The 19,114-nt window shown below is 50.9% G+C and carries 9 protein-coding genes, 22 tRNA genes and 3 rRNA genes; 31 read left to right on the forward strand and 3 right to left on the reverse strand.

Going from position 1 to position 19,114, the window contains the following annotated elements; genetic code table 11:
- Positions 1–278 precede the first annotated feature (278 nt).
- Positions 279–1,544 (forward strand): group II intron reverse transcriptase/maturase, encoded by a 1,266-nt coding sequence (gene ltrA / locus NDK47_RS00265; RefSeq protein ID WP_251871428.1) that lies wholly within the window; start codon positions 279–281, stop codon positions 1,542–1,544.
- A gap of 61 nt (positions 1,545–1,605) precedes the next feature.
- On the opposite strand, the gene NDK47_RS00270 is transcribed toward ltrA, so the two are convergent.
- On the reverse strand, positions 1,606–2,328 hold the full coding sequence (locus NDK47_RS00270; protein WP_251872940.1) for a pseudouridine synthase: 723 nt from the start codon (positions 2,326–2,328) through the stop codon (positions 1,606–1,608).
- Positions 2,329–2,473: 145 nt separating this feature from the next.
- On the opposite strand from NDK47_RS00270, the gene NDK47_RS00275 reads away from it, so the two are divergent.
- From NDK47_RS00275 to NDK47_RS00290, 4 genes are all read left to right on the forward strand, one after another.
- Positions 2,474–2,565, forward strand: a tRNA-Ser gene (locus NDK47_RS00275).
- A gap of 315 nt (positions 2,566–2,880) precedes the next feature.
- Complete coding sequence (gene wrbA, locus NDK47_RS00280) at positions 2,881–3,492, forward strand: NAD(P)H:quinone oxidoreductase (protein ID WP_251872941.1); 612 nt, start codon at positions 2,881–2,883, stop codon at positions 3,490–3,492.
- A 291-nt stretch (positions 3,493–3,783) separates the two neighbouring features.
- On the forward strand, positions 3,784–4,734 hold the full coding sequence (locus NDK47_RS00285) for a ring-cleaving dioxygenase (RefSeq protein WP_251872942.1): 951 nt from the start codon (positions 3,784–3,786) through the stop codon (positions 4,732–4,734).
- On the forward strand, positions 4,731–5,336 hold the full coding sequence (locus NDK47_RS00290) for an alpha/beta hydrolase (protein ID WP_251872943.1): 606 nt from the start codon (positions 4,731–4,733) through the stop codon (positions 5,334–5,336). The genes NDK47_RS00285 and NDK47_RS00290 overlap by 4 nt, the downstream gene beginning before the upstream one ends.
- A gap of 7 nt (positions 5,337–5,343) precedes the next feature.
- On the opposite strand, the gene NDK47_RS00295 is transcribed toward NDK47_RS00290, so the two are convergent.
- Both NDK47_RS00295 and NDK47_RS00300 read right to left on the reverse strand, forming a co-directional pair.
- Positions 5,344–5,829 carry a DinB family protein gene (locus tag NDK47_RS00295; RefSeq protein ID WP_251872944.1) on the reverse strand — a complete coding sequence of 162 codons (486 nt, stop codon included), beginning with the start codon at positions 5,827–5,829 and terminating at the stop codon, positions 5,344–5,346.
- A 115-nt stretch (positions 5,830–5,944) separates the two neighbouring features.
- Positions 5,945–7,135: an ISL3 family transposase gene (locus tag NDK47_RS00300; RefSeq protein ID WP_172920624.1), complete on the reverse strand. Its 1,191-nt coding sequence runs from the start codon at positions 7,133–7,135 to the stop codon at positions 5,945–5,947.
- A 328-nt stretch (positions 7,136–7,463) separates the two neighbouring features.
- On the opposite strand from NDK47_RS00300, the gene NDK47_RS00305 reads away from it, so the two are divergent.
- From NDK47_RS00305 to NDK47_RS00430, 26 genes are all read left to right on the forward strand, one after another.
- Positions 7,464–7,556: transfer RNA gene (locus NDK47_RS00305), tRNA-Ser, on the forward strand.
- 7 nt (positions 7,557–7,563) lie between these two features.
- A tRNA-Glu gene (locus NDK47_RS00310) sits at positions 7,564–7,640 on the forward strand.
- Between the two features lie 84 nt (positions 7,641–7,724).
- Positions 7,725–7,800, forward strand: a tRNA-Val gene (locus NDK47_RS00315).
- A gap of 83 nt (positions 7,801–7,883) precedes the next feature.
- Positions 7,884–7,960 (forward strand) — tRNA-Met (locus tag NDK47_RS00320).
- Positions 7,961–8,060: 100 nt separating this feature from the next.
- Positions 8,061–8,137, forward strand: a tRNA-Asp gene (locus NDK47_RS00325).
- A gap of 64 nt (positions 8,138–8,201) precedes the next feature.
- Positions 8,202–8,274, forward strand: a tRNA-Phe gene (locus NDK47_RS00330).
- An 18-nt stretch (positions 8,275–8,292) separates the two neighbouring features.
- A tRNA-Thr gene (locus NDK47_RS00335) sits at positions 8,293–8,368 on the forward strand.
- Between the two features lie 10 nt (positions 8,369–8,378).
- Positions 8,379–8,463: transfer RNA gene (locus NDK47_RS00340), tRNA-Tyr, on the forward strand.
- 7 nt (positions 8,464–8,470) lie between these two features.
- Positions 8,471–8,546: transfer RNA gene (locus tag NDK47_RS00345), tRNA-Lys, on the forward strand.
- 18 nt (positions 8,547–8,564) lie between these two features.
- Positions 8,565–8,651: transfer RNA gene (locus tag NDK47_RS00350), tRNA-Leu, on the forward strand.
- A 75-nt stretch (positions 8,652–8,726) separates the two neighbouring features.
- Positions 8,727–8,802: transfer RNA gene (locus NDK47_RS00355), tRNA-Gly, on the forward strand.
- 65 nt (positions 8,803–8,867) lie between these two features.
- A tRNA-Arg gene (locus tag NDK47_RS00360) sits at positions 8,868–8,944 on the forward strand.
- Between the two features lie 78 nt (positions 8,945–9,022).
- Positions 9,023–9,099: transfer RNA gene (locus NDK47_RS00365), tRNA-Pro, on the forward strand.
- 15 nt (positions 9,100–9,114) lie between these two features.
- A tRNA-Leu gene (locus NDK47_RS00370) sits at positions 9,115–9,197 on the forward strand.
- 5 nt (positions 9,198–9,202) lie between these two features.
- Positions 9,203–9,276, forward strand: a tRNA-Gly gene (locus NDK47_RS00375).
- A 41-nt stretch (positions 9,277–9,317) separates the two neighbouring features.
- Positions 9,318–9,406, forward strand: a tRNA-Ser gene (locus tag NDK47_RS00380).
- Between the two features lie 23 nt (positions 9,407–9,429).
- Positions 9,430–9,506, forward strand: a tRNA-Met gene (locus tag NDK47_RS00385).
- Between the two features lies 1 nt (position 9,507).
- A tRNA-Trp gene (locus NDK47_RS00390) sits at positions 9,508–9,581 on the forward strand.
- 28 nt (positions 9,582–9,609) lie between these two features.
- Positions 9,610–9,685, forward strand: a tRNA-His gene (locus NDK47_RS00395).
- A 7-nt stretch (positions 9,686–9,692) separates the two neighbouring features.
- Positions 9,693–9,767 (forward strand) — tRNA-Arg (locus NDK47_RS00400).
- 9 nt (positions 9,768–9,776) lie between these two features.
- Positions 9,777–9,861: transfer RNA gene (locus NDK47_RS00405), tRNA-Leu, on the forward strand.
- Between the two features lie 370 nt (positions 9,862–10,231).
- A 16S ribosomal RNA gene (locus NDK47_RS00410) occupies positions 10,232–11,767 on the forward strand.
- 189 nt (positions 11,768–11,956) lie between these two features.
- Positions 11,957–12,073 (forward strand): 5S ribosomal RNA (gene rrf, locus NDK47_RS00415).
- Between the two features lie 151 nt (positions 12,074–12,224).
- A 23S ribosomal RNA gene (locus tag NDK47_RS00420) occupies positions 12,225–15,152 on the forward strand.
- Together the 16S, 23S and 5S rRNA genes with 21 tRNA genes alongside form the textbook arrangement of a ribosomal RNA operon.
- Positions 15,153–15,348: 196 nt before the next feature.
- On the forward strand, positions 15,349–17,085 hold the full coding sequence (locus tag NDK47_RS00425) for an ABC transporter ATP-binding protein (RefSeq protein ID WP_251872945.1): 1,737 nt from the start codon (positions 15,349–15,351) through the stop codon (positions 17,083–17,085).
- Complete coding sequence (locus tag NDK47_RS00430; RefSeq protein ID WP_407653373.1) at positions 17,078–18,937, forward strand: ABC transporter ATP-binding protein; 1,860 nt, start codon at positions 17,078–17,080, stop codon at positions 18,935–18,937. Before NDK47_RS00425 ends, NDK47_RS00430 begins: the two co-directional genes overlap by 8 nt.
- The last annotated feature ends 177 nt before the right edge of the window (positions 18,938–19,114 follow it).

Below are 19,114 nucleotides of genomic sequence, written 5' to 3' on the forward strand. Positions count from 1 at the left end.
TGGAACGCCTTCAACTGTTGGTAACCGCCTCCGTAAGGAGGCGCTGAACATGCAGAAGTCAGCAGAGGCCATAGTACCCGAGTAGAGGACGCTTGAATGGGGAAGGGCTGAACATCAAGTCAGCACGCGATCCATGTCTTTTGTTACGATACGTCGAAGCAGAATTCCAGAAAGGAACTACTTTTGAAGAGCAGGGGTGAAGCCCCGAGGGTACAAAAGAGGGCTGAGTATCGTTCAGCAAACACGGAACCCGCATGTGCGAAGGAAGGAATATCGTTATGGACTTGCTGGAGAAAGTTTTATCACGGGAAAACTTACGGATGGCACTTCAACGAGTAGAAGCAAACAAAGGTGTTGGTGGAGTCGATGGTGTTTCAACCGAACAACTACGCGACTATCTACACGAACACTGGCAAACTATCCGTGAGGAATTGGAAAGAGGAACCTATCGACCTTCACCTGTCCGCAGAGTCGAAATCCCGAAACCTGACGGAGGCGTAAGGTTATTAGGCATTCCCACCGTGGTGGACCGCTTCATCCAGCAAGCCATCCTCCAAGTATTAACACCGATCTTCGATCCCACCTTCTCGGAGTCCAGTTACGGATTTCGCCCGAAACGTAGCGCCCACATGGCAGTAAGGAAAGCGCAAGCGTATATCAGGGAAGGATACAGATTCGTGGTGGACATCGATCTAGAGAAATTCTTTGATCGTGTCAACCATGATATCCTGATGAGCCGCGTGGCTCGTAAAATCCAAGACAAGCGCCTTCTAAAGCTGATTCGATCCTATCTAAACGCAGGTGTCATGATAAAAGGAATCTGTACTACCTCAAGTGAGGGGACACCGCAAGGTGGACCGCTAAGCCCACTATTAGCAAATATCTTGCTTGATGATCTGGATAAGGAATTAGAAAAGAGGGGACATCGCTTTTGCCGCTATGCGGACGATTGCAACGTCTACGTGAAAACAAGACGAGCAGGAGAACGGGTTAAGAAGAGCATGAAAGATTACTTGGAAAAGGTGCTTAGGCTAAAAGTAAATGAGGAGAAAAGTGCGGTGGACCGGCCGTGGAAACGTAAATTCCTTGGCTTTAGTTTTACTTTCGTTAAACAGACAACGGTTCGTATCCACCCAAAATCCCTTCTCAAGTTAAAAGAGAAAATCCGCACGATCACGAATCCAGTGTGGAGTATCTCGCTTGAGGAACGGGTTGAAAGGTTAAACCAGTATCTCATGGGTTGGATTGGATATTTTGCCCTTGCAGACGCAAAGGGAATCTTACAATCCATTGAGGAATGGACAAGGCGTAGGCTCCGTCTTTGCTTGTGGACGCAGTGGAAACGAGTGAGAACCAGATATCGAGAACTCCGTTCTCTTGGTATATCTCACACAAAAGCAATTGAAATTGCAAACACCCGCAAGGGGGCATGGCGTACTACAAAGACTCCGCATATACACAAAGCCCTCGGCATTGCCTACTGGCAACAACAAGGGCTCAAAAGCTTAACACAGCGATATTTTGACATTCGTCAAGCTTGGTGAACCGCCGTATACCGAACGGTACGTACGGTGGTGTGAGAGGACGGGGGTTAGCCACCCCCTCCTACTCGATTGTGTAGCCTTGCAGGAATTCCATTTCTTCCTCGGTCAGTTCCCGGTATTCACCTGGGTTGAGTGAGCCATCCAGATGAATCGGACCGATCCGAATGCGCTGCAGGTAGATCACTTCCAGGTCAAAAGCAGCGAACATCCGTTTTACCTGATGGAACTTTCCTTCCATAATCGTCACGCGGATTTCGGAGATTTCACCGGAGGAGAGAATCTCCAGTTTGGCCGGGAGGGTCGTAAAATCCTCCAGCTCCACCCCGCAGGCGAACTCCTCGACGTGTCTCTCAGTCACACGTCCCTTGATGCGGGCAAAATACTCCTTGTCCACTTTCTTTTTAGGAGAGAGCAGGTTGTGGGAGAGCTGGCCATCGTTGGTTAACAGCAGCAGACCTTCGGTATCAATATCCAGGCGGCCGACGGGGAAAACCTTAATCGCCCATTCGTACGGCAAGAGATCAACGACCGTCTCATGCAGATTGTCTTCGGTAGCGGAGACGACGCCAGGCGGCTTGTTCAGCATGATATAGAGCCAGCGTTTGAAGTTGATCGGCTCGCCGTCTACGGTGATCTCCTGCTCCTCCGGGATGACGTGCATGCCCGGATCAGTAGCGACGACACCGTCTACGACAACCTGCTTTTGTTTCACTAGTGCCTTTACTTCCTTGCGGGTACCGAAGCCCATATTGGCCAATACCTTATCTAAACGTTCTCGCTTCATGCGAATTCCCCGTTTCTCTTCATAATTCAGATGTGCTTTTCTTATATTGGCCCAAGCAACAACGCAAATCAAGGGGTGCCAAGGATTTACTCTTGCGAAAGGAGAAAACATCTGCTATATTTATTTTTGTTTCGAATGAAAATATGGAGAGATACCCAAGTGGTCATAAGGGGACGCACTCGAAATGCGTTAGGCGTCGTGAGGCGTGCGTGGGTTCGAATCCCACTCTCTCCGCCATACATAAAAATCAAGGGATTAGCCAGTCAGGCTGATCTCTTTTTTTGTTATTTATTTAACTATACGAATGTTAGTGGCTTGACAAAGGAAATCGTATAAATGTAATATACTAACATAAGGTAAGTTATTTTCCTTTTTTGGAACTCGGGTTGCAGGAGGGGCAAACAAAGCCGAGGGTTTAAAAAAATTCTATGAGGAAATAATGATTCCCGACTAGGCAACGAACGAACAAAAACAGGAAAACCATCAGGAATTGCTGGCTTATTGCGCTTTTGGTTTTTTGTTTGGTACTACACGAAAAAAGGAGATTGAAAAATGTCAAACGTAAATCTTGCCGTCATTTATTACAGCTCCACCGGTACCAACTACCAACTGGCCCAGTGGGCTGCCGAAGGGGCCCGGGAAGCTGGAGCGGAAGTAAAAGTCGTAAAAGTTCCTGAGCTTGCGCCGCAGGCTGCCATTGATTCAAACCCGGCGTGGAAGGCTCACGTGGAAGCGACCAAAGATGTTCCCGAAGTAACGCTTGGGGATCTGGAGTGGGCAGATGCAATTATTTTCAGCATTCCTACCCGATTTGGCAATGTTCCTGGACAGGTAAAGCAATTTCTGGATACCACAGGCGGCTTGTGGTTCCATGGCAAGCTGGCCAATAAAGTGGTGAGTGCCATGACTTCCGCACAAAACCCGCATGGCGGGCAAGAGCAGACGATTCTTCAACTCTACACAACCATGTATCACTGGGGAGCGATCATTGCTGCGCCAGGCTATACAGACCCGGCAATCTTCGGAGCTGGCGGCAACCCGTACGGCACCAGCGTCACCGTTGACCAAAACGGAAACCTGGTGGAAGATGTCCAAAACGCGGTCAAACATCAAGCGAAGCGCACAGCGACCGTAGCCCAATGGGTGAAAAACGGTCTGAAATAATAGAGAAGAAAGGAAAAGGCGACAGTAACGGCTGGTTATTGCTTCGCCTTTCTTTATTTTGTGACCAGAACGAATTTGACCAATGTGGGCAGCAGAATGATCCTCTACGGGATTGACTATGGAAAAGAGAACGGTGGAAAAACGGATTCGTGTTGACAAAAGAAATCACAGTCGATACAATTATCTCAAATTAAAGATACTTGATTTCGAAACAAGATCGCCCAAGCAGATAAAGGGACGTACATTTTGAACGCAGACGAAGGACATCGTAATAATAAGGAGTGAGTGCTCATGAAGCTGCAAACGGCAGGAATTCATCACATTACCGCTTTTGTCGGGGATGCGCAGCAGAACGTAGATTTTTACGCAGGCATTCTCGGGCTGAGATTGGTTAAAAAGACCGTTAATTTCGATCAGCCCGATGTGTATCACCTGTATTTCGGAGACGAGCTGGGCCAGCCGGGAACGATCATCACCTTTTTCCCGTGGCCTCAAGGACAAAAAGGGAAAGTCGGAGGCGGACAGGTCGGCATTACGACATATGCCGTCCCGCCAGGTTCTTTGACGTTCTGGAGCGATCGTCTGACATCGTATGGAATTCCCTTTACGCAAACCACCCGTTTTTCAGAGACCTATCTGTCTTTTGAAGACCATGACGGCCTGCAACTGGAGATCGTGGAACGGGAAGCGGGGGCGAAAAGTACCTGGTCCTTCGCAGGTATTCCAAGAGACGAAGCCATTAAAGGCTTTGGAGGTGCCGTTCTGTACAGCGGTGCACCGGTGAAAACGGAAAACCTGCTGACTGGCTCGCTAGGTATGGAAAAAGTGGCTGAGCAAGACGGGTTTATCCGGTTCAAAACGCCCGCCGATCTGGGGAATATCATAGATTTGCGAAAAGACCCTGTACCGTTTGGAACCGAGGGAACGGGGACAGTCCATCACATCGCCTGGAGAACAAAAGATGACGCTGAGCAGCTTGAGTGGTTAGATCAACTCCAAAATCGCGGGTATCACCCGACGCCCGTTCAACCGCGGCAGTATTTTAATTCGATTTATTTCCGGGAAAGCGGCGGTATCCTGTTTGAAATCGCTACAGATCCGCCGGGCTTTGGACTCGATGAGGAACTGAACGCGTTGGGAGAAAAGCTGATGCTGCCCGAATGGTATGAGCCGTATCGCAGCCAGATCGAGCGCAACCTGGCTCCTATCCAAGTTCGCGTACCCGAGGTGAAAAAACCATGATCCACTTGTTTAAAAAGGGCGAGGATGCCAGTGCTCCCACTTTGGTTCTCTTTCATGGCACGGGAGGAACGGAGCAGGATTTGTTGCCGCTTGCTGAACTGATTTCCCCTGGCTCCTCTGTTTTGAGCGTACGGGGAAATGTGCTGGAGAACGGAATGCCCCGTTTCTTCCGCCGGCTTGCGGAAGGTGTCTTTGATGAAGTGGATTTGGTGGAAAGGACGAAGGAGTTAAAAGATTTTTTGGATGATTGCGTGGAGAAGTACCAGCTGGACAAAAACAATCTGGTTGCGGTCGGCTATTCAAATGGCGCAAACATCATCGGGAGTCTGCTCTTCCATTATGAAAATGTATTTCGAGCCGCCATCTTGCATCATCCGATGGTGCCTCTCCGAAACAAGGAGCTTCCGAACATGTCCCGTTTGGCCGTGTTTATCGGAGCCGGAGCGAATGATCCGATTTGTTCGCCCCAAGAGACAGATGAGCTGAAAATACTTTTGGCTTCTGCAGGTGCACAGGTAGAGGTGCACTGGGAACAGCGCGGACATCAATTAACAATGACCGAGGCTGAGGCAGCTGCCGAGTGGTTTCAAAATATCAAGTAAACGCAGGTTAATACAGATCAAACATGTTTACTTCGTGACCGAGCTGTTTAAGATACGTAAACAATTGCGCGCGATGATGCTGCGCGTGGGTGACAATCTCGATCAACCATTTTGCCTGAACCGTTCCGTGTTCCAGGTAAAATGGTTTTGTTTTCTTTTGCAGAAAATCCTCGTCTGACAATCCTTCCATGTACGCCTTTAGATCGTTCGTGCCGGTCACCATCTGTTCGATCAAGGCTTCCTGATCCGGAAGTTCAGCGATTTTTGCCTCCAGTTGGCGTATGTCTGCTTCCGTTTTTTCCTGAAGGATCAAAAGATCAACGGAGGGAACCGCGACCAGATGCTCGACCAGCTCTCTCAAGGTTCTCATTTGTTCAATGGGCCTGTACTCCCATTGATCGGATGGAATGCGACGGACCAATCCGGCAGTGGTTCGCACAATCAAGTCCAGTTCTTCGAAAAGCAAGGCTTTCATTTCATGGGTTGCGTTCATTTTGTGATCCTCCTACTCAATATTTGACAAAGCTTGTTTGCAGAATCAATCCGTATTTCTTATAGCTCTTCACCGTAAAACGTGCTTGATCTCCCTCTATCGCAGTTTTTCGTAGTTATGTAGCCGGTTTACACTCCAGTCTAATGCGAATCTTGAATCTCTCTAGATTGCGGTAGCCGTAGGCTCTTCGTTTGATCACCTTCACTTTGTTGTGTGTCCCTTCAATCTTGGCATTCGTTACCCGAAAGGAGAAATAATTCTGAATGGGCTCTCGCCACTGGACAATCGTTTTGGCAATGGAACGAACCGCAGGAGTCGGAGAATAGAGATGGTCGTCAATCCATTTCTGAAGTGCTTCCTCGCCTGCCTCTTGGGTTTGAACGGCATACACGGTTCTTATGTCTTGAAGCGCAAAGTAGAGTCGTTTGAGGTGTGGATCTTCTGCTAACCAATTCTTCAGTTCCTGAAGCTCTTCGGGCTTCAGCTTGTCAGGGATCGTATGGAGCAGGCGTTGCTCATGTCTGCCCCGACGATGTGTTCCACGAGCATGAGTGCGTTTTCGGGTAGCTTCCAACGCTTTCGAGAAAAGCTGGATCACGTGAAATTTATCTGCTACCACAAGGGTATGCTTCCAGACTTGGCGTACTGTTTCAGCCATTCCTGGAGCCAAATCCGTGACAACTACATGGGGAGCCTTACGAAAGGGCCATTGCTGCAGGGCGTTTCGTACCTGTTCACGTGAACGTCCTTCTGTGACTTGCCAGATATGACCGGTTTGAGCATCCATGAGGTTCACGCCGTACTTATGTCCTTTTTGCAACGCAAACTCATCCAGACAGACCACTTCAGGAGCTTCATGTTCTTTTGGTTGAGCAAGGCGTTGGGGGGCCAGTTGGTAGTACCAGCGTTCGAGTGTCGAGTAGGCCACACTCAATTGCTTGGCAACCGAGAGCAAATCCCGGCCGCGGCACATATCCACCGCCATCTCTTGAAAAGCAGAGGTGACCAATCCTCGAGGCGGGATACCGTTCCATTCCACTGTCCATGTAAGCCCACAACTCGCACAGCGCTGGCGATACACGGGAACGGATACCCAGACGGTCCCCCAAGAAGGAACGAAACGATGACGAAGAATACGCCGTCCAGGACGGGCATGGTTGGTACTGGCTCGGAGACAGATCGGACAAAGATAACAAGCAGAATTCGGTTCCAGAACAGCGATCCAATCCGTTTCCGTTGTTTTTTCCCAATGAGTGAGATGGAATGATGGAAGTCTGACAAAGTCTGTGCTAAAATCAAGGCACAACGCAGATTTCCTCCTTTTCAGTGGTTGTCTCGACAACTCCCACGATAGAGGAACATCTGCGTTTTTTCAATGTCTAGCACGGGTTATGGTGATGAATCTTTCTTATATTTTTTTGATTTTCCTTCTTGATTCAGGAGCCTAAAATCGCTATACTACACTTTGTCGAATTCGTTTACGCCAACTACATTCTTTAAGTTCGATTGAAAAAACTTTAAGAGTGATTGAAAAAAACTATTGATTTTTAACGGAAACCATGCTAGTATAGGAATTCCGTGAGGGGTTAACGGCTGGCTAGATGATTCGCCCGCCTTTTCCGGATTCTCAAGATGGATGGATGTCCGAGCGGCCGAAGGAGCACGATTGGAAATCGTGTAGACGGGGATGACTCGTCTCGTGGGTTCAAATCCCACTCCATCCGCCATAGATATGGCCCGTTGGTGAAGCGGTTTAACACAGCAGCCTTTCACGCTGTCATACAGGGGTTCGAATCCCCTATGGGTCACCATACTACCCCGCAAAGCAAAGTGAACGCCTTGTAGCAACATTAGGCACTTTGCGGGGGCCCCAAAACAACTGTTGAGGGGTATTTGGAGGCTTAGCTCAGCTGGGAGAGCATCTGCCTTACAAGCAGAGGGTCGGCGGTTCGATCCCGTCAGCCTCCACCATTCTTTCTTCGCAGCTTTCGATACGGGATCTCACGTAACGGTTCACCCTCGAAGAAAGACCAGGAAGCAGAGTATTATATCGTCGCGGGATGGAGCAGTCTGGCAGCTCGTCGGGCTCATAACCCGAAGGTCGCAGGTTCAAATCCTGCTCCCGCAACCAAATTTTCTGCTGAACAGCCTTGATATTACTTGATATTATATCTTGGCCCAGGTAGAATCAGAGTACCCGTCGGGTGCAAACGATTTTTTTATCGAAACATGGAGCTGTGGTGAAGTTGGAGTTCACGCCGGTCTGTCACACCGGAGGTCGCGGGTTCGAGTCCCGTCAGCTCCGCCATTTCTAAAGAAGTCATGGGCCTCTCACCCTTGATGACGCAGGGGTCGATGGCACCCAATAGCTTGGCTCGGTAGCTCAGTCGGTAGAGCAGAGGACTGAAAATCCTCGTGTCGGCGGTTCGATTCCGTCCCGAGCCACCTTTTCAAAAAAAATACGCCGGTGTAGCTCAATTGGTAGAGCACCTGACTTGTAATCAGGGGGTTGTGGGTTCAAGTCCTATCGCCGGCACCACCATATGACTGGGGAGATAGCGAAGTGGCTAAACGCGGCAGACTGTAAATCTGCTCCCTCTGGGTTCGGCGGTTCGAATCCGTCTCTCCCCACCAGTTGTATGAGCCATTAGCTCAGTTGGTAGAGCATCTGACTTTTAATCAGAGGGTCGAAGGTTCGAGTCCTTCATGGCTCACCAGTTTTTTAAAGGGAATATGCGGTCGTGGCGGAATTGGCAGACGCGCTAGATTCAGGTTCTAGTGGTGGCAACACCGTGGAGGTTCAAGTCCTCTCGACCGCACCATATTACCTCAAAAGGCAAAGAGAAAGCTTTGCAGTATAAAGGCACACCTTTTCAGGGAAATATATGAAACAGCATGCGGACGTAGCTCAATTGGTAGAGCGTCGCCTTGCCAAGGCGAAGGTCGCGGGTTCGAGACCCGTCGTCCGCTCCATTGAAGTTATTCAGTCTCTCACCCGTTCCGGGTTCACCCTCGGGGACAGACACCTTATCCATTATGTGCCCTTAGCTCAGCTGGATAGAGCGTTTGACTACGAATCAAAAGGTCGGGAGTTCGAATCTCTCAGGGCACGCCACTTTACCCCAAAAGTAAAGTGAAGCGTAATAGTGTAGACCGAATAGTATTCGGGGCCGCACTACAAAAAAGATAGTATCGGGAAGTAGCTCAGCTTGGTAGAGTACTTGGCTTGGGACCAAGGGGTCGCAGGTTCGAATCCTGTCTTCCCGACCATGTAATTTCATAGATGCCGGTATGGCGGAATTGGCAGACGCGCGCGACTCAAAATCGTGAGGGAAACCGTGGGGGTTCAAGTCCCTCTACCGGCACCATATTTGCGGGTGTAGTTCAATGGTAGAACTCCAGCCTTCCAAGCTGGTCGCGTGGGTTCGATTCCCATCACCCGCTCCATTTATATCTAATGGGCTTACAAAAAGCCTGTTTTCTATTGCGGAGGGATACCGAAGTGGTCATAACGGGGCGGTCTTGAAAACCGTTAGGGTGCAAGCCCACGGGGGTTCGAATCCCTCTCCCTCCGCCATTACTTTCTATAGCTTGATTTGTGGCGGCGTAGCTCAGCTGGCTAGAGCGTTCGGTTCATACCCGAAAGGTCGGGGGTTCGAGCCCCTCCACCGCTACCATAGGGGCATAGTTTAAAGGTAGAACGAAGGTCTCCAAAACCTTTGGTGTGGGTTCGATTCCTACTGCCCCTGCCAGACGAACTGAATAACTCTCATTTATATGGCGGTCGTGGCGAAGGGGTTAACGCACCGGATTGTGGCTCCGGCACTCGTGGGTTCAAGTCCCATCGATCGCCCCATGAATTTGAGCCTATAGCTCAGAGGATAGAGCACTGGTCTCCGGAACCAGGTGCCCAGGTTCGAGTCCTGGTAGGCTCGCCATTATGATTTGCGGTCGTGGTGGAATTGGCAGACACACCATCTTGAGGGGGTGGCGGGGCGACCCGTGCGAGTTCGAGTCTCGCCGACCGCACCAAATTTCCAACAAATTCATTTGACTGTAGTTAACGAGTTTGTTAGAATGAATTTCTGTCCTTAATGGACCCTTTCAAATAAGGGACTCTTCAAAAAGTAACAAGTGAACAGGCAGCAAAAAAAGGTTGACTTGTCCGCTGCGAAATGTTACGATGAAATTCCTGACTCAAAGTAGTCGGGCTGAAGGCCATGACAGGTTGCATTAAAAAAGTTTACAAGCACTAAAAAAGCTGTTGACTTTTAAAACGCAACATGATATACCGGAATGGTTGAAAAGAAATGCTCTTTGAAAACTGAACAGCGAAGCGTTTTAATAGTGAGTAAATCACAAGCCTAGCAAAATGTTTTGAAGCTAATGAATCAACTCAACTTTATTGGAGAGTTTGATCCTGGCTCAGGACGAACGCTGGCGGCGTGCCTAATACATGCAAGTCGAGCGAGTCCCTTCGGGGGCTAGCGGCGGACGGGTGAGTAACACGTAGGCAACCTGCCTGTAAGCTCGGGATAACATGGGGAAACTCATGCTAATACCGGATAGGATTCTCTCTCGCATGAGAGGGAATGGAAAGATGGCGCAAGCTATCACTTGCAGATGGGCCTGCGGCGCATTAGCTAGTTGGTGGGGTAACGGCCTACCAAGGCGACGATGCGTAGCCGACCTGAGAGGGTGACCGGCCACACTGGGACTGAGACACGGCCCAGACTCCTACGGGAGGCAGCAGTAGGGAATTTTCCACAATGGACGAAAGTCTGATGGAGCAACGCCGCGTGAACGATGAAGGTCTTCGGATTGTAAAGTTCTGTTGTCAGGGACGAATAAGTACCGTTCGAACAGGGCGGTACCTTGACGGTACCTGACGAGGAAGCCACGGCTAACTACGTGCCAGCAGCCGCGGTAATACGTAGGTGGCAAGCGTTGTCCGGAATTATTGGGCGTAAAGCGCGCGCAGGCGGCTATGTAAGTCTGGTGTTAAAGCCCGGGGCTCAACCCCGGTTCGCATCGGAAACTGTGTAGCTTGAGTGCAGAAGAGGAAAGCGGTATTCCACGTGTAGCGGTGAAATGCGTAGAGATGTGGAGGAACACCAGTGGCGAAGGCGGCTTTCTGGTCTGTAACTGACGCTGAGGCGCGAAAGCGTGGGGAGCAAACAGGATTAGATACCCTGGTAGTCCACGCCGTAAACGATGAGTGCTAGGTGTTGGGGGTTTCAATACCCTCAGTGCCGCAGCTAACGCAATAAGCACTCCGCCTGGGGAGTACGGTCGCAAGACTGAAACTCAAAGGAATTGACGGGGGCCCGCACAAGCGGTGGAGCATGTGGTTTAATTCGAAGCAACGCGAAGAACCTTACCAGGTCTTGACATCCCGCTGACCGTCCTAGAGATAGGGCTTCCCTTCGGGGCAGCGGTGACAGGTGGTGCATGGTTGTCGTCAGCTCGTGTCGTGAGATGTTGGGTTAAGTCCCGCAACGAGCGCAACCCTTATCTTTAGTTGCCAGCATTCAGTTGGGCACTCTAGAGAGACTGCCGTCGACAAGACGGAGGAAGGCGGGGATGACGTCAAATCATCATGCCCCTTATGACCTGGGCTACACACGTGCTACAATGGCTGGTACAACGGGATGCTAGCTCGCGAGAGTATGCCAATCTCTTAAAACCAGTCTCAGTTCGGATTGCAGGCTGCAACTCGCCTGCATGAAGTCGGAATCGCTAGTAATCGCGGATCAGCATGCCGCGGTGAATACGTTCCCGGGCCTTGTACACACCGCCCGTCACACCACGGGAGTTTGCAACACCCGAAGTCGGTGAGGTAACCGCAAGGAGCCAGCCGCCGAAGGTGGGGTAGATGACTGGGGTGAAGTCGTAACAAGGTATCCGTACCGGAAGGTGCGGATGGATCACCTCCTTTCTATGGAGATATCTGTTCTCTCCCTCGAGAGAGGCAGTATCAAATCGGCTAGGAAAAACGCCCGTTCGCTGTTCAGTTTTGAAGGATGCATTTCCTTCAAGTTCATAAGCATGGATGCCTTTTTATAAGGAGGTTCTGCTAAAAGCACCGACGTCCTGTCGGAACGCAGAACGACCCGCATCCTACGAGTCTGGCGATGATGGCGGAGGGGACACACCCGTTCCCATACCGAACACGGCCGTTAAGCCCTCCAGCGCCGATGGTACTTGTCCCGCAGGGGACCGGGAGAGTAGGACGTTGCCAGGCGGACGCAAAGGACCGTCTGCTAAAAGCACCTCGTCCTGAGGTAACGCAGACGCTAGCACATCCTGTGCGTCGTCGTTCTTTGAAAACTGGATAATGCATGTAATTGCTAAGGATATTTAAAGTGTAAGTACTATTAGTACGAACCAAATGTGGTTAAGTTACTAAGGGCACACGGTGGATGCCTTGGCGCTAGGAGCCGAAGAAGGACGCAGCGAACTGCGATAAGCCTCGGGGAGCGGTAAGCACGCTTTGATCCGGGGATCTCCGAATGGGGAAACCCACCATTCGTAATGGGATGGTATCCGTCACTGAATACATAGGTGGCGAGAAGGCAGACCCGGTGAACTGAAACATCTAAGTAGCCGGAGGAAGAGAAAACAATAGTGATTCCGTCAGTAGCGGCGAGCGAACGCGGAAGAGCCTAAACCGTCAGGTTTACCTGGCGGGGTTGTGGGGCGTCTCACATGGAGTTACAAAAGACGCGCGTAGGTGAACAGTTTGGGAAAGCTGACCATAGAGCGTGACAGTCGCGTAGCCCAAACGCGCGTCTCTCCGAGACCCACCCCGAGTAGCGCGGGACACGTGAAATCCCGTGTGAATCTGGCAGGACCATCTGCTAAGGCTAAATACTACCTAGCGACCGATAGTGAACCAGTACCGTGAGGGAAAGGTGAAAAGCACCCCGGGAGGGGAGTGAAATAGTACCTGAAACCGTGTGCTTACAAATAGTCGGAGCCCGATCTATGGGTGACGGCGTGCCTTTTGTAGAATGAACCGGCGAGTTACGGTAGCGTGCGAGGTTAAGTCGAAGAGACGGAGCCGCAGCGAAAGCGAGTCTGAATAGGGCGCAAGTACGTTGCCGTAGACCCGAAACCGTGTGATCTAGCCATGTCCAGGGTGAAGGTAGGGTAACACCTACTGGAGGCCCGAACCCACGCACGTTGAAAAGTGCGGGGATGAGGTGTGGCTAGCGGTGAAATTCCAATCGAACTCGGAGATAGCTGGTTCTCCCCGAAATAGCTTTAGGGCTAGCCTCGGAATTAGAGTCTTGGAGGTAGAGCACTGATTGGGCTAGGGGCCCTCATCGGGTTACCGAACTCAGTCAAACTCCGAATGCCAATGACTTATGTCCGGGAGTCAGACGATGAGTGCTAAGATCCATCGTCAAGAGGGAAACAGCCCAGACCATCAGCTAAGGTCCCCAAGTGTATGTTAAGTGGGAAACGATGTGGAGTTGCCCAGACAACCAGGATGTTGGCTTAGAAGCAGCCACCATTTAAAGAGTGCGTAATAGCTCACTGGTCGAGTGACTCTGCGCGGAAAATGTAACGGGGCTAAACATACCACCGAAGCTATGGCAGTCCTTACGGACTGGGTAGGGGAGCGTTCCAAGCAGCAGTGAAGCCGTACCGGAAGGAGCGGTGGAGCGCTTGGAAGTGAGAATGCCGGTGTAAGTAGCGAAAAGACAAGTGAGAATCTTGTCCACCGAAAGCCTAAGGTTTCCTGGGGAAGGCTCGTCCTCCCAGGGTTAGTCGGGACCTAAGCTGAGGCCGAAAGGCGTAGGCGATGGACAACAGGTTGATATTCCTGTACCACCTCTGTACCGTTTGAGCAATGGCGTGACGCAGGAGGATAGGGTGAGCGGCCTACTGGATGGCCGTCCAAGCAGCAAGCCTGGTGTGTAGGCAAATCCGCACACTATCAAGGGCAAGCTGTGATGGCGAGGGAAATTTTAGTACCGAAGTCCCTGATTTCACACTGCCAAGAAAAGCGTCTAGCGAGGAACAAGGTGCCCGTACCGCAAACCGACACAGGTAGGCGAGGAGAGAATCCTAAGGTGCGCGGGATAACTCTTGCTAAGGAACTCGGCAAAATGGCCCCGTAACTTCGGGAGAAGGGGCGCCCCGGTAGGGTTTATAGCCCGAGGGGGCCGCAGTGAAAAGGCCCAAGCGACTGTTTAGCAAAAACACAGGTCTCTGCGAAGCCGCAAGGCGAAGTATAGGGGCTGACGCCTGCCCGGTGCTGGAAGGTTAAGGGGATGGGTTAGCGCAAGCGAAGCTTTGAACCGAAGCCCCAGTAAACGGCGGCCGTAACTATAACGGTCCTAAGGTAGCGAAATTCCTTGTCGGGTAAGTTCCGACCCGCACGAAAGGCGTAACGACTTGGGCGCTGTCTCGGCAAGAGACCCGGTGAAATCATAATACCTGTGAAGATGCAGGTTACCCGCGACAAGACGGAAAGACCCCATGGAGCTTTACTGTAGCCTGGTATTGGAACTTTGTGCATCATGTACAGGATAGGTGGGAAGCTGAGAAGCAGGGGCGCCAGCCTCTGTGGAGCTGTCGGTGGGATACCACCCTTGATGTACGGAGTTTCTAACTCGTCACCCTGATCGGGTGAGAGGACCATGCCAGGTGGGCAGTTTGACTGGGGCGGTCGCCTCCTAAAAGGTAACGGAGGCGCCCAAAGGTTCCCTCAGAATGGTCGGAAATCATTCGTAGAGTGTAAAGGCAGAAGGGAGCTTGACTGCGAGACCTACAAGTCGAGCAGGGACGAAAGTCGGGCTTAGTGATCCGGTGGTTCCGCATGGAAGGGCCATCGCTCAACGGATAAAAGCTACCCTGGGGATAACAGGCTTATCTCCCCCAAGAGTCCACATCGACGGGGAGGTTTGGCACCTCGATGTCGGCTCATCGCATCCTGGGGCTGAAGTAGGTCCCAAGGGTTGGGCTGTTCGCCCATTAAAGCGGTACGCGAGCTGGGTTCAGAACGTCGTGAGACAGTTCGGTCCCTATCTGTCGCGGGCGCAGGAAGTTTGAGGAGAGCTGTCCTTAGTACGAGAGGACCGGGATGGACGCACCGCTGGTGCACCAGTTGTCACGCCAGTGGCACAGCTGGGTAGCTATGTGCGGAAGGGATAAGCGCTGAAAGCATCTAAGCGTGAAGCCCCCTCCAAGATGAGACTTCCCACAGCGCAAGCTGGTAAGACCCCTCATAGACGATGAGGTTGATAGGTTCGGTGTGGAAGCGCGGCAACGCGTGGAGCTGACGAATACTAATCGGTCGAGGACTTATCCACAAAACCCTTTAGCAAACATGCATATCCAGTTTTCAAGGCGCGAAGAAAGCCATCCGATTGGATGGCTTTTTGTCTTTCTTTCTCAAAAGGTTTATAATTTCATTGAAAAAGATTTCCATTATCAGTCGTTTAGCCATAACCTGCTAAGTTTTTTCATAGGGTTAGAAATAAGTTTCACCAAGAGAGGTGCCTGCGCTTGTGGAAGCTACTGATTTACCTGAAAAGATACTGGAGGGCAGTAGTAGCGGCTCCGCTTTTCATGCTTCTGGAAGTCTGTATGGATTTGCTTCAGCCGCTCTTCATGGCCCAAATCATCAACGAAGGAGTCATGGCCGGAGATCTTGAGCTGATTCAAAAGACCGGAGGCATAATGCTTGGGGTTGCTCTGATTGGATTGCTCGGGGGGATTGGTTGCACGATCTTTTCAAGCTATGCGGCACAAGGGTTTGGAGCGGATTTGCGATACAGTCTGTTTCAAAAAGTGCAAACCTTCTCTTTCGGCAATCTGGATCGCATTCAAACCGGTTCGTTGATTACGCGGCTGACAAATGATGTGGGGCAGCTTCAGACGCTGGTACAGATGACGTTGCGAATACTGGTGAGAGCTCCGTTGATGGTACTGGGCAGTCTCGTCATGGCGATCCGTATCAGTCCGTTGCTGGCACTGATCCTAGCGGTCATGATGCCCCTCTTGGTCGTTTTTATGACCATTCTGATGAGAATGGCTTTTCGCCTTTATTCCAAGGTTCAGGCCAAACTGGACGATGTTAACAACGTTGTTCAGGAGAATCTGACCGGGATTCGCGTCATCAAGGCCTTTGTCCGTTCTGCATTTGAAATCAATCGTTTTGAAAAAGCCAATGAAGCCTACCGGAAGACAGCCTTGAAGGCAGCCAGAACAATCGCTCTGAATATGCCTGTCATGATGTTCATTTTGAATATGAGCATTGTGGCTGTGTTGTGGTTCGGAGGGGCACGCGTTGGGAATCAGACGATGAATATCGGAGAGTTGATCGCGTTTATCAATTACGTGACACAAGTGCTCTTCTCCCTTTTGCTGATCGGGATGATGATGCCTTTTGTTTCGCGGGCGAAGTCCTCTGCGGAACGGATCAACGAAGTCATGGAGCTCCAACCGGAGATTGTCGATCCCGAAAGAGCCAAAACGGGTGTGCTTCACTCCGGTGAGGTTGAATTTGAAGATGTCAGCTTTTCTTATGAGGGGAACATCGCATCTTCAGTGATCAGAAATATTTCCTTTACTGCACAATCTGGTCAAACGGTTGCCATCCTGGGAGCTACGGGTTCAGGTAAAACCTCCTTGGTGAGCCTCATTCCGCGGCTGTATGACGTGACGCAGGGCAGTGTCCGCATTGATGGAGTCGATGTTCGGGATATGCAGCTGCACGACCTCAGAAGCCGCATCGGGATGGTATTGCAGCAGCCCACTTTGTTCAGCGGGAGCATTCGAGATAATATCTGTTTTGGAAAGCCGGATGCTACCGAGGAAGAAATCGTAGCTGCAGCGAAGGCTGCAGATGCCCACACCTTTATCATGGGCTTGCCGGACGGCTACGATTCCATCATTGGACAAAGGGGCGTCACGTTGTCGGGAGGGCAGAAGCAGCGGCTTTCGATAGCCCGGGCTTTGCTCGTAAGACCGGCTATTTTGATTTTGGATGACAGTACCAGTGCTGTTGATTTCCGCACGGAAGCACGGATTCAGAAGGCTTTGAAAGAATTAATGGGTACCTGCACCAGCTTTATCATTGCCCAGCGGATTTCTTCGGTGCGAGGAGCGGATCATATACTGGTTCTCGAGGATGGGGAACTGGTTGCCCAAGGTACTCACGAACAGTTGCTTCATACGAGCAGGATTTATCAGGAGATCTACCAATCTCAGCGGGGAAGGGAGGAGTCGCTGCATGGATGAACAACAGCAACATCCGCGAGGCTCTTCACCGATGAGAGGGGCAGGTGCGTCCATAGGGATGGGGCGCGGCCGGATGCCGGGGATGGGCCCAAAGGTAAAGGCGAAAAATACCAATAAAACGCTAATAAGAATCTGGAGCTACCTGGCGGAGCAGCGGCGCAAGTTGGTATTGGTTTTTGCCTTGTCGATTCTCTGCTCCGGTTTTGCCCTCGCTGGTCCTTATCTGATCGGAAAGGCGATTGATGCGTACATTCTTCCGGGCGATTATGCCGGACTTGCGAAGCTTTGCCTGGGGCTTGTGGCTATCTACCTGTTCAGCAGCTTGATGTCCTGGCTTCAATCCTATGTGATGTCAGGCGTCACCCAGCAAACAGTCTGGAAACTGCGGAAGGATCTCTTTTCCCGTTACCAGCAGCTCTCTATCCGTTTTTTTGACAGCCGTCAGCACGGCGAGCTGATGAGCCGGATGACCAATGATATCGACAATGTTTCCAATACGCTCAATCAGAATGTGATTCAACTGGCGATGAGTCTGATCACGATTACAGGATCACTGATCATCATGCTGAGTCTCAACGTCTGGCTCACCTTGGTGAGTCTGATCAGCATACCGCTTGTCATACTGTTCACCAAACTGATTGCCAGCTATACACGGAATTTTTTTAAGGGACAGCAGCAGCAGCTGGGTGAACTCAACAGCTTTATCGAAGAGACAATCTCCGGACAAAAAGTAGTGAAGCTTTTTTGCCGCGAGTCGATCTCTACAGAACAGTTTCAAGAGATCAACAACAAACTAAAGCGTGTCGGGAATCAGGCACAAATCCTCTCCGGGCTGTTCGGTCCGGTGATGAACGTGGTGAATAACCTCAGTTTTGCCTTGCTGGCAGCGGTAGGCGGATGGATGGCTTTCAACGGTTGGACATCTGTAGGGATTATCGTGAGCTTTCTTCACTACTCCAAACAGTTTGGCCGCCCAATCAATGAACTGGCAAACCAGTACAACCTGATTCAATCCACCATTGCGGGAGCAGAGCGCGTATTTGAGATCCTCGATCTGGATTCGGAATTCAGCGATGATACAAAGCCCCAATCTGGACAGCCAATCAAAGGTGAGGTCTCTTTTGACCGCGTCTCGTTTGGCTATCAAGCGGAGGTACCTGTCCTTCATGATGTGACATTTGCGGCAAAGCCAGGTGAAATGATCGCGCTGGTCGGACCGACGGGCACGGGAAAAACAACGATCGTCAATCTGTTAACCCGCTTTTATGAAATTGACCAGGGAGCGATTCTCATCGATGGTCAGGATATCAGGACGATGGATAAGCGATATCTACGCAAGCAACTGGCCATCGTGCTGCAGGATGCCTACCTGTTTGCCGGAACGATTCGGGAAAACATACGCTTTGGCCGTCTTGATGCAACCGATGAGGAGGTAGAGGCGGCTGCCAGGTTGGCCAATGCAGACAGCTTCATCAAAAAGCTGTCCCGGGGGTATGAGACGATGCTGACCGCCGAAGGAAGCAACCTCTCTCACGGTCAGCGGCAATTGCTCACGATTGCTCGGGCGATTCTGGCAGATCCCGCGATTCTGATTTTGGACGAAGCGACCAGCAACGTAGATACGCGCACAGAGATGCATATACAGACCGCGATGAAAAATCTGATGAGGGGACGAACCAGCTTCGTCATTGCCCATCGGCTCAGTACAATCCGGGAAGCAGACCAGATTCTGGTTATGAATGAGGGGCGTATTATTGAGCGGGGAAGACATGAGACGCTGCTGGAACAGAAAGGCTTTTACCACGAACTGTATCATAGCCAATTTGGCCGTACGGAAGAAACGGGTTCATAACGAAACATTTCCCATGCAAAATAGAAAAGGGCAGGCAATCAGCCGGGCGGACAGGAGTTTCCTGTAGCGCCCGGTTTTTGTTTTTTGTTTCACAAACAAGATTGGACATTTGTTTCTTTTTTTGCCATTTTTCCTAGCCCGGATGAGTCATTTCAAAACAGGGTGTGCCTGTTATGC

The sequence above is a fragment of the Brevibacillus ruminantium genome (assembly GCF_023746555.1).
GTDB lineage: Bacteria > Bacillota > Bacilli > Brevibacillales > Brevibacillaceae > Brevibacillus > Brevibacillus ruminantium.

Coding starts and splice junctions, on each gene's coding strand:
- ltrA (WP_251871428.1), top strand. CDS start 279: ATGGACTTGCTGGAGAAAGTTTTATCACGGGAAAACTTACGGATGGCA.
- NDK47_RS00270 (WP_251872940.1), bottom strand. CDS start 2,328: ATGAAGCGAGAACGTTTAGATAAGGTATTGGCCAATATGGGCTTCGGT.
- wrbA (WP_251872941.1), top strand. CDS start 2,881: ATGTCAAACGTAAATCTTGCCGTCATTTATTACAGCTCCACCGGTACC.
- NDK47_RS00285 (WP_251872942.1), top strand. CDS start 3,784: ATGAAGCTGCAAACGGCAGGAATTCATCACATTACCGCTTTTGTCGGG.
- NDK47_RS00290 (WP_251872943.1), top strand. CDS start 4,731: ATGATCCACTTGTTTAAAAAGGGCGAGGATGCCAGTGCTCCCACTTTG.
- NDK47_RS00295 (WP_251872944.1), bottom strand. CDS start 5,829: ATGAACGCAACCCATGAAATGAAAGCCTTGCTTTTCGAAGAACTGGAC.
- NDK47_RS00430 (WP_407653373.1), top strand. CDS start 17,078: ATGGATGAACAACAGCAACATCCGCGAGGCTCTTCACCGATGAGAGGG.